The following is a 12,199-nucleotide window of genomic DNA, read 5'->3' on the forward strand; positions in this document are numbered from 1 at the left end:
ACAAGGTCTGATGCGCGCCCCCGGCGTGGCCTTTCGCGGTTGTGCGCCACATCACCCATTGTGCTCATCCGGCTCCAGGCTGCTCGACGTCGACCACCCGAACCCACACGGCCGGGGCGCCCGCGCCGAGCGCCTCCTGCAGCTCGGCGGTCAGCTTCTGGTGGATCGCCTCGGCCAGTTCCGGGGCGGGCAGCGGATAGCGGATCGTCAGATCCACCTGCACCTCGTCGACGTCACCGATGCAGCCGCGCAGGTGCACCCCGGGGCGCTCGGCGAGGAGTTCCAGGCACAACCGCCGCGTCAGCAGCACCACCGCCTGCTGGGCGATCCGCAGCTTGCCGCCCTCCTGGTCGAGCTCCACCGGCGCCGCGCCATGGCCGCCGCGCACCCCGCGCACCGCCGTCAAGGCGCGCTCCACCAGCCCATGCGGCGGCTCGATCGGCAGGCTCGCGGTGCGCCGCACCTGCGCCCAGTCGGAGTCCAGCTCGGCGAGTTCGGCTTCGCAGAACCGGCAGGTCGGGATGTGCTCGGAGAGCTCCGGCGGCGCGCTGTCGGCGAGGAAGTCCAGCAGCATGCCGTCGGTCCGGCCGCAGGGCAGGGCCCGGTCCGGATCGAAGGAGCGGTCAGCCATCGCGCATCTCCTTCAGCCTCGCGAGCAGCGTCACTCGTGCCCGGTGCAGCCGGGACCGGAGGGCGGTCACCGACACGTCGAGCATCTCGGCGATCTCCTCGTAGCGCATGCCCTCCAGTTCGCGTAGCACCAGTGGGATGCGCTGCGAAGGTTCGAGCGTCGCGATAGCGCGGTGCACGCGGGCCACCTCCTCGGTGCGGAGCGCGTGGCCCTCGGGACCGAGGGCGGCGCCGTCGGAGATCAGATCGTCGGTCGGCTCCAGCGGGACCGTAGGCCTGCGGCGGCGCAGGCTGACGAGGGCCGCGTTGGTGACCACCCGGTACAGCCAGGTGGTCGGCGCGGACTCGCCGCGGAACCGGTCCAGCGACCGCCACACCGCCACCCACGCCTCCTGGACGGCATCCTCGGCCTCGGCGGAATCCCCGAGGATCCGGTACGCGACCCGGTACATCTTGGTGGTGTGGCGGCGGACCAGTGCGTCGAACGCCGTCGCGTTGCCGCGTTGGGCGGCAGCCACGAGGGCTTCATCCGGACCGGTCCCAACTGTCACGGCCGCATTCTCGCGTAACGGAGCAGGAGCAGCGATTCCGCGTGCAGCGCGGACCGCAGCTGCATCTGCCGGGGTGCGGGGACACCCCCACCTGCCGAGATGCGGCCCGCGTCGCCGCTGGCCAGCAGGGGGGACATGGTCAGGCACAGCTCGTCGACGAGATCCTCGTCGATGAGGTTGCCGAACAGCGTCGGGCCGCCTTCGCACCCGATGCGGCGCAGCCCCCGCGCGTCCAGCGCGTCCAGCGCCGCCCGCAGGTCTACCCGCTCGTCGCCGGCGACGACGACGTCGGCGCCCGCGTCGGCGAGCGCGGCGCGGCGCGCCTGCGGAGCGGCGTCGCAGGTGAGCACGATCGGCGGCACCACGGTGTCGGTGAGCAACGGCGAGTCGGGCGCCAGCGAGGCGCGCCCGGTGACCAGCGCGATCGGCGGCACCTCGGTCAAGCCGAGCCGCTGCCGCCGTTCGGCGCGCACCTCGGTGCGCTTGACCCCGCGATAACCCTCGACCATCGCCGTGCCGACGCCGACCAGCACCACGTCGGAGAGGTCCCGGATCAGCCCGAGGACCCGCTGGTCGATCGGCGCGGACAGCCCGCGCGAGCTACCCCGGACGGTCACCGCGCCGTCGAGGCTGGAGACGAAGTTCACCCGCACCCAGGGCCGCTCCGGGCGCTCCGGGTAGGCGTAGAAGTCCTCCAGTTGCTCGTCCACCTGCTGCGCGCCGTCGACCGGCCAGAGCTTGTCCACCACGGGGCAATCCCACCACGCGCGCCCGTCCGGCGGGTGAGCAGGAGCACGCGACCGCACGGCCGGGAAGCCCGTGTTCGGTTATAAGGTCGGCGCATGAGTTCTCCCCGTCTGGTCGACCGCCGTCCCGAGATGACCCCGGACGAGCTGGTCCAGGCGATGACGCCGCCGCCCATGTTCGACGCGGTGCGCTTCGACACCTACGTCCCGAACCCGGACGAGCCGAGCCAGGAGCAGGCGGTGCGGGACTGCTCGGCCTTCGCCGACCGGATCAACGCCGCCGCCGGTGGCGGGTCCTGGCTGCGCGGGGTGTTCGGCCGGAAGAAGAACGACGACGTCCGGCGGGGGCTCTACCTGGACGGCGGGTTCGGCGTCGGCAAGACGCACCTGCTCGCGTCGCTGTGGCACGCCACCGAGGGGCAGAAGTCCTACGGCACGTTCGTCGAGGTCACCAGCCTGGTGGGGGTGCTCGGCTTCGCCGAGACCATCGAGCGGCTCTCGGCGCACCAGCTGCTGGCCATCGACGAGTTCGAACTGGACGACCCGGGCGACACGATGCTGGTCACCCAGCTGATCGCGAAGCTCACCGACGCGGGCGTGCACGTCGCCGCCACCTCCAACACGCTGCCCGACAAGCTGGGCGAGGGCCGGTTCGCCGCGGCGGACTTCCTCCGCGAGATCCACGCGATGTCCGCGCGGTTCGGCGTGGTGCGGGTCGACGGCCCGGACTACCGGCACCGCGGGTTGCCGGACGCGCCGCCGCCGATGAGCGAGGACGAGCTCGCCCGGCTCGCGGAGGCCACCGACGGTTCGACGCTCGACGACTTCGACGAGCTCTGCGACTACCTGGCCGGGCTGCACGCCTCGAAGTACGGCCGCCTGGTCGACGGGATCACCGCGGTGCACCTCAGCGGCGTGCACGCGGCGCCGGACCAGGACGTGGCGCTGCGGCTGGTGGCGCTCGCCGACCGGCTCTACGACCGGGCCATCCCGGTGCGGGTCTCCGGCGAAGCGCTGACGGCGCTGTTCACCGACGAGATGCTGCACGGCGGCTACCGGAAGAAGTACCTGCGCGCGATCAGCCGCCTGACGGCGCTCTCCCGCGACCTCGCCAAGTCCTGACCCGGCGGGTGACGGGGCGGGTCAGCGGGTGAGGACCGCTTCGATCGCGTCGAGGCCCGTGTCGAGCTCGTCCCGGTTGATCACCAGCGGTGGGGCGATGCGCAGCGTCGTGTCCTGCGTTTCCTTGCACAGCACACCGCGCTCGGCTAGCGCCTCGCTGGCTTGGCGGCCCGTCGGCCCGCCTGCGGCGAGCTCCACACCGGCCCACAGGCCGCGGCCTCGCACCTCGACCGCTCCGCGGCCGACGAGTTCGCCGAGGCGCGCGTGCAGGTGCGCTCCCAGGTCGCGCGAACGCTCCTGGAACTCGCCGGTGCTCAGCAGGCGCACCACGGCTCGGCCGACCGCGCAGGCCAGCGGGTTGCCGCCGAAAGTGGAGCCGTGCTGGCCGGGTTGCAGCACGCCGATCACGTCGTCGCGACCGACCACTGCGGACACCGGCATGATGCCGCCGCCGAGCGCCTTGCCGAGGGTGTAGAGGTCGGCGCGGATGCCGTCGTGCTCGCTGGCCAGCAGCTCGCCGGTGCGGGCGAGTCCGGATTGGATCTCGTCGGCGATGAGCAGCACGTCGTTGTCGTCGCAGAGCCTGCGCAGCCGGGGCAGGTAGTCGGCGGGCGGCACGATCACGCCAGCTTCGCCCTGGATGGGTTCGACCAGGACGGCGGCGGTGCGTTCGGTGATCGCGGCCTCGACCGCGGCGGCGTCGCCGTATTCGGTGACGACGAATCCCGGTGTGTACGGGCCGAATTCGTCGTGCGCGACCGAGTCGGTGGAGAACGACACGATGGTGGTCGTGCGACCGTGGAAGTTGGAGCCCGCCACGATGATCTCGGCCTGGTTCTCCGGCACGCCCTTGACCCGGTAGGCCCACTTCCGGGCGATCTTGATGGCGGATTCGACGGCCTCCGCGCCGGAATTCATCGGCAGCACCCGATCGGTGCCGGTGAGTTCGGCGAGTTCGCGGCAGAACAGTCCGAGCTGGTCGTGGTGGAAGGCTCGGCTGGTGAGCGTGACGCGGCCGAGCTGCTCGGTCGCGGCGGCGACCAGGTCCGGGTGGCGGTGCCCGAAGTTCAGCGCCGAGTACCCGGCCAGGAAGTCCAGGTAGTGCCGTCCGTCCACATCGGTCATCCAGGCGCCGGATGCCTCGGCGATCACGACTGGCAGCGGGTGGTAGTTGTGCGCGCTGTACTGCTCGTCGAGCTCCCGGAACCGGGCGGCCTGCGACGAGGCTTCGAGGTGCGACGGAATGACAGTCATGACCATAAGGTTATGTCGATGATGGCGCAGATTTCAGCCGCGAGACATTGCTTGAAGCGTGGATACGTTGCGTCATTTCGCTCTGTTTCGGCAGTTCATTGTCTCGGCGAGGAAGGGCGGCTGCCCCTTGACATCATGGACCCGGTGAGTGTTCCCCGGGACTGGGAAGGCGAGGCGCTGATGCCGGACAACGGTGAGTACCGGATCTACCTGGGCGCGTACACGAGCGCGGAATCGGCGGCCGGCGGGATCCGGTTGGCGATCGCCGACGCCGATGGCGCTTTGCGGTGCACCGAGAGCGTCGCCGAGGCCTCCGACCCCTCGTTCCTCGCTATGGCACCCGATGGGGCGACGCTGTTCGCGGTGAGCGAGCTGCGGCAAGGCCGGGTCATCGCCTTCAAGGTGCACGACGACGGCACGCTCACCGAACTCAACTCGCGGCCGTCGCTGGGTGCCGCGCCGTGCCACCTGAGCGTGCACCCGTCCGGCAAGTACCTGCTGACCGCGAACTACCAGTCCGGGAACCTGGTGGTGCATCCGATCGCCGACGGCGGCGTACTGCGCGAGCCGTGCCACGTGGTGCAGCACAGCGGGAGCGGGCCGAACCCGCAGCGCCAGGAGGGCCCGCACACGCACCAGGTATTGCCCGACCCGTCCGGCCGCCACGTGCTCGCGGTGGACCTGGGCACCGACTCCGTCTACGTCTACGAATTCGATGTGGACAGCGGACACCTGGCGCTCAAGCACGAGGTTCCGCTGCGGGCGGGTGCCGGTCCGCGGCACCTGGCGTTCCACCCGGACGGCGAGCGGGCGTACGTGATCAACGAGCTGGCGTCCTCGATCACCGAGTTCGGCTACGACGCGGACACCGGGGTGCTGGAGCCGGGCCGGACGCTGTCGACGCTGCCGCCGGACTACGGGCGGCCGAACCTGGCGGCCGAGATCGTGGTGACGCCCGACGGCCGGTTCGTGTTCGGGTCGAACCGGGGGCACGACAGCATCGCGGTATTCCGCGCAGACTCCAGCGACGGGGAGTTCCGGCTGGTCGACATCCGCCCGGCGGTGGTGGCCGAACCCCGCCACATCGCGCTTTCGCCGGACGGCCGGGTGCTGTTCGTCGCGGGCCAGCGCAGCAACGACGTGCAGGCGTTCGACATCGCGGACAACGGCGACCTGACCCCGCTGCGCGAACCGGTCCCGACGCCGACCCCGGTCTGCATCCTCCCGGTGGTTTGACCCGACAGGATGCAGGATTCGGCAACCGCAGGCAACACCAGGATTCCGAGGATTCGGCGCCGGGGTTGGCCATTTCGCGCGAAATGGCCAACCCCGGTGACAGGTGCCGGCAGGGCGCTTGGGAAGGACCGCGCGGTTACGGTCGGCGGGCGCCGTAGCGGCCGAAGGCGTACTGGGTCAGAGCCGTTCGGGCCCGGCGGGTTTCCTGGCGGCGGGTCAGCCAGCCGCCCGTGGCTCCGATCGGGAAGATCCGGGCCCCGCCGTGGTACGCGCGGGCGCGATGCCACCACAGGGAGTTGGGCTTCGTGCCGTCGGCCAGCCACACGGCGACCGCCGTCCGCTTGCCATCGCCGACCACGTCGACCCGATCGACCTGGCTCCACGGGATCTCCCGGGTCAGGCCCATCCGGGAGATCAGCAGCCCGTCGCTGTTGATCTTCAGGTGCAGGCTCGGCAGCAGCACCTTCCCGATCGACCAGAGCATGCTGATGCCCAGCAGCAGCATGCCCAACCGGAAGATCGCGACGCGGTCGTGCGAAAGCCCGCTGAAGCCGTAGGTCTGGAACAGCCTGCCGGCGCCGAGGATGATCATCCCGCAGATCACCGCCGACATTGCGGCGCGGAACCGACCGCCGGTGGCGAACACCGGACCGGGGTTGTCCTTGCGCACCCGCTGCGGCGTCCGCGTGGTCTCCCTCGGACGTGCCGGGACGATCCTGTCCCGCATCGGCGCGGGAGCGGCGGGGGCGGGCGAAACCGGCGAGGGCGCGACGGACGCGGGGATGACCGGCGCGGGGATGACCGGCGCGGATGGGACCGGCGCGGGTGAAACCGGTGTCGCGTCGTGCGCGTGCGTGTAGGACCGAGTCCCGGGCTTGGGTGTCGGTTGCGGCGGGGCGGTGTCAGGCAGCGGCGCGTTCGCCGTCTGCCGCAACTGGGTCGCGTGCTGGGTGATGACGTCGCTGATCGCGGGCGGTAGCCAGGCATTGCCCTGCGGGCTGGCTTCGCCGATCTGGTCGAGCAGGTCGCTCGGGGTCGGCCGGGCGGCCGGGTCCTTCGCGAAGCAGGCCGCCAGCAGCGGTCGCAGGCCCTCCGGCACCCGGGACAGGTCCGCGTCGGTGTGCACGACCCGGTAGAGCAGGGCCGCTGTGCTCTCTTGGCCGAACGGGCCGGTCCCGGTAGCGGCGAAGACGAGTACCGCACCGAGTGAAAACACGTCGCTGGGTGGGCCGACTTCGGTGCCGAGGGTCTGCTCGGGGGAGAAGAAGCCGGGCGTGCCCAGGAACATGCCGGTCGCGGTTAGGGCGTTGCCGGTCATCGCCCGCGAGATGCCGAAGTCGATGACGCGCGGTCCGTCCGGGCCGAGCAGGACGTTGGCCGGTTTGAGGTCGCGGTGCACCAGGTGTGCGCGGTGGATGGCGCCGAGCGCTTCGGCGAGCCCGGCGGCGAGGCTGCGGACGGTGGCTTCGGGCAGCGGGCCGTGGTCCGCGACGGCTTGGTGCAGCGTGGGGCCGGGCACGTATTCGGTGGCCAGCCAGGGCTGTTCGGCGTCGGGGTCGGCGTTGACCACCGCGGCGGTCCAGAATCCGCCGACCGAGTGGGCGGCCAGCACCTCCCGGCGGAACCGCTCCCGGAACTCCGCGTCCTCGGCGAGGTCCGCCCGGATGACTTTCACGGCCACCACTCGGCCGCCGCGCGAGCGGCCCAGGTAGACGCCGCCCATCGCGCCGCGGCCAAGCCGGGCGAGCAGCCGGTAGTCGCCGACCCGGTTCGGGTCGCTGGCCAGCAACGGCTGCACAGGACCTCAGCCTCCTGCCTCGAAGATCTCGGTTCTCGTCCCCAACGAGCTTACGGACCCGCCGCGCCTGCGTGTGCCGATCCGCCGGACCCGCCCCGGCCGGGTGGTGCTGGTAATCGAATACTTGGCTTCGTTCCAACTCTTTCTCCGGATGGGCGTTGTCGGTATGATCCGGCGCACTGCGAACCCGAAGGAACGATCACGCGGATCCGAGGGGAGGCGCTCCGTGACGTCCACCGAGCAGGGTCGTCCAGCCGTGGCGCTGCACGGCGTCGGCAAGCGGTTCCCCGGAGTGGTCGCGGTCTCCGACGTCACGCTCGCCATCCCGCCCGGCGAGGTGCACGTGTTCGCCGGGGAGAACGGGGCGGGCAAGTCGACGCTGATGAAGCTGATCGCGCAGGTCGAACAGCCCAGCAGCGGACGCATCGAACTCGACGGCGCCGCGGTCGCCTACCAGGGGCCGGGCGCGGCCCGGCGGCTCGGGGTCTCCATGGTCCACCAGGAGTTCGCGCTGGCGCCGGACCTGTCGGTGGCCGAGAACCTGTTCATCGGCCACGAACCCGGCCGCGGCGGGTGGATCTCACGGGCCGAGGAGCGCCGCGCCGCGCGGGAACTGCTCGGCCACGTCGGCCTGAACATCGATCCGGGACGGCGCGTAGCGCTGCTGTCCACTGCGGAGCAGCAGCGCGTCGAGCTGGCGAAAGCCCTCGCGGTGCAGGCGAAAGTGCTCATCCTCGACGAGCCCACGGCCAGCCTCACCGAGCGGGAGGCCGAAGAGCTGTTCGGCATCGTCCGCGAGCTGACCGCGAGGGGCATCGCGGTGCTCTACATCTCGCACCGGCTGGACGAGATCTTCGAGATCGGCGACCGGGTGACCGTGATGCGCGACGGCGCAATCGTCGCCACCCGGCCGGTCACAGAACTGGACGAAGACCGGCTGGTGCAGCTGATGGTCGGCCGCGACGTGGAGAACCTCTACCCGCGCACCCACAACGAGCCCGGTCCGGTGCGGCTGGAGGTCCGGGGGCTCACCCGCGCCGACGCCGTCCGCGACGTGTCGTTCGAGGTCCGTGCGGGCGAAATCGTCGGGCTGGCCGGGCTGGTCGGGGCCGGGCGCACCGAACTGGCGCGCGCGGTGTTCGGCGCGGAGCTGCCGGACGCGGGCACGATCGCCTTGGACGGCAAGCGGTTGCGCATCCGCGGCCCGTCCGACGCGATCGACGCGGGCATCGGATACCTCACCGAGAGCCGGAAGACCGATGGTCTTGCCCTACCACTGGGGGTGGACAAGAACATCACGCTGGCGAAGCTGCCGATGCGGGCCGGATTGATCGACCTCGCCGCGGAACGCAAGATCGCCGAGCGGGAGCGCGACGGCCTCCGGATCCGGGTGCCGTCGGTGGGGCGCCCGGTGCGGACGCTCTCCGGCGGCAACCAGCAGAAGGTGATCCTGGCGAGGTGGCTGGAAACCGGCGCGGAGGTGCTGTTCTTCGACGAGCCCGGCCGCGGCATGGATGTCGGGGCCAAGTCGGAGATGTTCCAGCAGATGGATTCCCTCGCCGCGCGGGGCAAAGGGGTCGTGTTCATCTCCAGCTACCTGCCGGAGCTGCTGAACATGTGCGATCGGATCCTGGTAATGCGCGGTGGGCGGATCACCGGAGAGGTCCCCCGCGCGGAGTTCTCCGAGGAACGTGTCGTCGCGCTGGCAACCGGGGCCCGCAACGTCGAAAACGGGGGCAACCATGACTGAGCAGACCAAGGCACCGTCCACTGAGGACCACGGCCTGCTGGGCGGGCTGGGGGACCGGCTATCCGGCGCGGTCTCGCAGGTCGCCGCGGCCGGCGCGCTGATCGTCGTGTTCATCGTGCTCTCGATCGTCGCGCCGTCGTTCCTCACCGCGGACAACCTGTTCAACCTGGGCTCGCAGACCTCGGTGAACGCGGTGATGGCGGTCGGTGTGACGCTGGTGATCATCACCGGCGGCATCGACCTGTCGGTGGGTTCGGTGGCGGCGCTGTCCGGGGTGCTCGGGGTGGTGCTGATGGCCGACTACGGGTTCAACCCGATGGTGGGCATCATCGGCGGCGTCGTCGTCGGCGCGGTGGCCGGGCTGGTGAACGGGCTGCTGGTGTCGGTCGTCGGGCTGCCGCCGTTCATCGCCACCCTCGGGATGCTCAGCGTCGCCCGAGGCCTGGTGCTGATCGCCACCGGTGCGGTCGCGGTGTTCGGCGCGTCGGAGTCGTTTCGCTTGCTCGGGCAGGGCGTCATCGGCGCGATCCCGATCCCGGTGCTGCTCATCGCGCTCGTCGCGGTGGCCGGGCACGTGGTGCTCACCCGGACCAGGCTCGGCCGCTACGCGTACGTGATGGGGTCCAATATGGAGGCCGCGCGGCTGTCCGGTGTGCCGGTGCGGCGCTACACCACCGCGGTCTACGTGCTCTCCGGCGCGCTGGCCGGGCTCGGCGGCATGATCGCGGCGTCCCGGATCTACTCCGGGCAGCCGAACTTCGGCGAAGGCCTGGAGCTCGACGTGATCGCGGCGGTCGTCATCGGCGGGGCGAGCCTGTTCGGCGGCCGCGGCACCGTGTGGGGCTCGTTGATCGGCGCGTTCCTGGTCGCGGTCATCCGCAACGGGGCGGTGCAGCTCAACATCAGCACCTTCTACCAGAACGTGCTGATCGGCGTGATCATCTGGCTGGCGGTCTGGTGGGACCGGTACCAACGACGCAAGCTCGGTGGCGACGCCGGATGAGGAATTTGTTGCACAACTCGTTTTGCGTAGCGGTGCGGGTAGCGGCGGTGCGAGTTGTGGGGGTGGGCTGAGCGGCTTTCGCCGCTTCAAGACAAGACCCGGACACCAACTCGGTAAGCCGCGATGAGCAAGGGAGCTCGGCGATGAAGAAGGTACTGACCGCGACGTCCGTGCTGCTTTCGGTGGCCGCTTTGCTGGGCACCGCCGCGTGCAGCGTCGGGGTGCGCGAGCAGACCGGCGGCGGTGGCCAGCAGGGCGGGCCGATCAAGCTCGCCGTGGTGCCGAAGGCGATCGGTTTCGACTTCTGGGAGAAGGTGCGGGTCGGCGCCGAGTGCGCGGGCTCCAAGCACCAGGACGTGACGGTCCATTGGGACGGGGTGCACGCCGAGAGCGACGTCAGCGGCCAGCAGAGCCTGCTGCAGGACATGCTGTCGCAGGGGGGCGTCAAGGGCCTGGTGTACGCGGCGACGGACGCCAAGGCGCTGGCCGACATAACCAAGTCCGCGCAGGGCCAGGGCACGACGGTGGTCAACATGGACTCCGGCACCACCCCGCAGCCGCCGGACGTGCCGGTGTTCGCGACGAACAACGTCGCCGCCGCCGAGCAGGCCACCGACGTGCTCGCCGAGCAGCTCGGCGGCAAGGGCAAGGTGGCGTTCATCGAGTTCCAGCCCGGCACGAGCACCAACGAGACGCGTGCCGAGGGCTTCAAGAAGGGCATGGCCAAGCACCCCGGGCTGCAGCTGGTCGCGCAGCAGTCCAGCGACAGCGACTACAACCGGGCGTTGCAGGTCACCCAGGACATCCTGACCGCGAACCCGGACCTCAACGGCATCTACGCGGCGAACGAGCCCAGCGTGCTCGGCGCGGCGGAGGCCGTGCGGCAGGCGGGGAAGCTCGGGCAGGTGAAGGTCATCGGCTGGGACACCTCGGAGGGTGAGATCCAGGGGTTGCGGGACGGCGTGATCACCGGGTTGATCGCGCAGAACCCGTTCAAGATGGGCTTCGCGTCGGTCAACGCGGCGATCGGCAAGATCCGCGGTTCCGCGGACCCTATGCCCAATTCGGACACCGGCTCGATGCTGATCACCAAGGGGAACGTCGACAGTCCCGAAATCCAGAAGCTGCTGAACCCCACCTGCGAAAACCCACCCGCCTGAGCGATTCTTCACGAGGTGAGGGGACCCTTGGGCGACTGTGCCACCGACTGTGCCGCTCGAGGGTGCCCCTCACCCATTGCACGATCGGGTAGGAGTGAAGGCGCCCACCACCCCTCCCGCTGTCGGGGTGGTGGCGAGAATGTCGCGGTGGTTACCGCGATCGTCAATCCGCTCGTGCAGGAGATCCTGGATCTGGTCGGGATCTTCGCCTTCGCGCTCTCCGGCGCGCTGCTCGCCGTGCGAAAGCGCTTCGACGCCGTCGGCATCGCGGTGCTGGCCGAGGTGACCGCGCTCGGCGGCGGGCTGTTCCGGGACCTGGTGATCGGCGCCGTGCCGCCGGTGGCTTTCACCAACATCGCCTACTTCACCACGCCGCTGGTGGCCTCGGTGGCGGTGTTCTTCTGGCACCCCAGGCTCGCCCGGATCCGGCGGTTCGTGATGTTCTTCGACGCCGTCGGCCTTGGTGTGTTCTGCGTGGCGGGCAGCATCAAGGCGCTGAACTACGGCATGCACCCGCTGGCGGCGATCGCGCTTGGCGCGGCGACCGCGATCGGCGGCGGCGCTGCCCGGGACGTGCTCGCGGGAGAAATCCCGGCGCTGCTGCACCCGAAGAGCGAGATCTACGCGGTGCCCGCACTGCTCGGCAGCGCGCTGGTCCCGATCCTGGCAGTGGCGAACGTGTTGACGCCGATCACCAGCACGCTCGCTGCGCTGCTCGCGATCATCGTCCGGCTGCTCGCCTTGCGCTACGGCTGGCGGGCGCCGCTGGCCCGGGGGACGACGCTGCCGTGAGCTACGGGTTCTGCCGAAGCGCTTTCAGCGCCGCGTCGGCGTGCGCAGCCATCCGGAACTCGTTGCGGAGCAACGAGAGCGCCCGACGCTGCTGATCGATGCGGTCCGCAGATCGGACAGCTTGCGCTCGGTGTCGTGCTGGTCGTGTAGCACGGAA

At 70.6% G+C, this 12,199-nt stretch carries 11 protein-coding genes; 6 read left to right on the forward strand and 5 right to left on the reverse strand.

Annotation, left to right across the window (positions count from 1 at the left end):
* Nucleotides 1–64: 64 nt before the first annotated feature.
* From ACRXBZ_RS30815 to ACRXBZ_RS30825, 3 genes are read right to left on the reverse strand one after another with little or no spacing between them, the layout of a single operon-like run.
* Entirely contained in the window at nt 65–631 is a 567-nt protein-coding gene (locus tag ACRXBZ_RS30815) for a hypothetical protein (protein ID WP_433882025.1), read from the reverse strand.
* A complete protein-coding gene (locus tag ACRXBZ_RS30820) occupies nt 624–1,181 on the reverse strand; it encodes an RNA polymerase sigma factor (RefSeq protein WP_433882026.1) in 558 nt (185 codons plus the stop codon). Before ACRXBZ_RS30820 ends, ACRXBZ_RS30815 begins: the two co-directional genes overlap by 8 nt.
* Entirely contained in the window at nt 1,178–1,930 is a 753-nt protein-coding gene (locus tag ACRXBZ_RS30825; protein ID WP_433882027.1) for a pyrimidine reductase family protein, read from the reverse strand. Before ACRXBZ_RS30825 ends, ACRXBZ_RS30820 begins: the two co-directional genes overlap by 4 nt.
* Before the next feature lie 93 nt (nt 1,931–2,023).
* Here ACRXBZ_RS30825 and zapE point away from each other — a divergent pair, with 93 nt between their 5' ends.
* Nucleotides 2,024–3,049, forward strand: coding sequence for a cell division protein ZapE (gene zapE / locus ACRXBZ_RS30830; RefSeq protein ID WP_433882028.1), 1,026 nt, complete (start codon nt 2,024–2,026; stop codon nt 3,047–3,049).
* Between the two features lie 21 nt (nt 3,050–3,070).
* Here the strand turns inward: zapE and rocD are convergent, their stop codons facing one another.
* Nucleotides 3,071–4,309 (reverse strand): ornithine--oxo-acid transaminase, encoded by a 1,239-nt coding sequence (rocD, locus tag ACRXBZ_RS30835; protein ID WP_433882029.1) that lies wholly within the window; start codon nt 4,307–4,309, stop codon nt 3,071–3,073.
* A 138-nt stretch (nt 4,310–4,447) separates the two neighbouring features.
* Here rocD and ACRXBZ_RS30840 point away from each other — a divergent pair, with 138 nt between their 5' ends.
* Nucleotides 4,448–5,539 (forward strand): lactonase family protein, encoded by a 1,092-nt coding sequence (locus ACRXBZ_RS30840; RefSeq protein ID WP_433882030.1) that lies wholly within the window; start codon nt 4,448–4,450, stop codon nt 5,537–5,539.
* Nucleotides 5,540–5,675: 136 nt separating this feature from the next.
* Here ACRXBZ_RS30840 and ACRXBZ_RS30845 read toward each other — a convergent pair whose 3' ends face one another.
* Nucleotides 5,676–7,337 carry a serine/threonine-protein kinase gene (locus ACRXBZ_RS30845; RefSeq protein ID WP_433882031.1) on the reverse strand — a complete coding sequence of 554 codons (1,662 nt, stop codon included), beginning with the start codon at nt 7,335–7,337 and terminating at the stop codon, nt 5,676–5,678.
* Between the two features lie 226 nt (nt 7,338–7,563).
* Between ACRXBZ_RS30845 and ACRXBZ_RS30850 the strand changes: the two genes are divergently transcribed.
* The 4 genes from ACRXBZ_RS30850 (at nt 7,564) to ACRXBZ_RS30865 (ending at nt 12,042) form a co-directional block, all read left to right on the forward strand.
* A complete protein-coding gene (locus ACRXBZ_RS30850) occupies nt 7,564–9,087 on the forward strand; it encodes a sugar ABC transporter ATP-binding protein (RefSeq protein ID WP_433882032.1) in 1,524 nt (507 codons plus the stop codon).
* Nucleotides 9,080–10,090: an ABC transporter permease gene (locus tag ACRXBZ_RS30855; RefSeq protein WP_433882033.1), complete on the forward strand. Its 1,011-nt coding sequence runs from the start codon at nt 9,080–9,082 to the stop codon at nt 10,088–10,090. The genes ACRXBZ_RS30850 and ACRXBZ_RS30855 overlap by 8 nt, the downstream gene beginning before the upstream one ends.
* Nucleotides 10,091–10,233: 143 nt before the next feature.
* Nucleotides 10,234–11,250 carry a substrate-binding domain-containing protein gene (locus ACRXBZ_RS30860; protein ID WP_433882034.1) on the forward strand — a complete coding sequence of 339 codons (1,017 nt, stop codon included), beginning with the start codon at nt 10,234–10,236 and terminating at the stop codon, nt 11,248–11,250.
* Nucleotides 11,251–11,397: 147 nt separating this feature from the next.
* A complete protein-coding gene (locus ACRXBZ_RS30865) occupies nt 11,398–12,042 on the forward strand; it encodes a trimeric intracellular cation channel family protein (protein ID WP_433882035.1) in 645 nt (214 codons plus the stop codon).
* Nucleotides 12,043–12,199: the final 157 nt, after the last annotated feature.

Origin of the sequence: Saccharopolyspora hattusasensis (assembly GCF_050972075.1) — a bacterium.
GTDB classification, from domain to species: Bacteria; Actinomycetota; Actinomycetes; order Mycobacteriales; family Pseudonocardiaceae; genus Saccharopolyspora; species Saccharopolyspora hattusasensis.

Coding starts and splice junctions, on each gene's coding strand:
- ACRXBZ_RS30815 (WP_433882025.1), bottom strand. CDS start 631: ATGGCTGACCGCTCCTTCGATCCGGACCGGGCCCTGCCCTGCGGCCGG.
- zapE (WP_433882028.1), top strand. CDS start 2,024: ATGAGTTCTCCCCGTCTGGTCGACCGCCGTCCCGAGATGACCCCGGAC.
- ACRXBZ_RS30860 (WP_433882034.1), top strand. CDS start 10,234: ATGAAGAAGGTACTGACCGCGACGTCCGTGCTGCTTTCGGTGGCCGCT.
- ACRXBZ_RS30855 (WP_433882033.1), top strand. CDS start 9,080: ATGACTGAGCAGACCAAGGCACCGTCCACTGAGGACCACGGCCTGCTG.
- rocD (WP_433882029.1), bottom strand. CDS start 4,309: ATGGTCATGACTGTCATTCCGTCGCACCTCGAAGCCTCGTCGCAGGCC.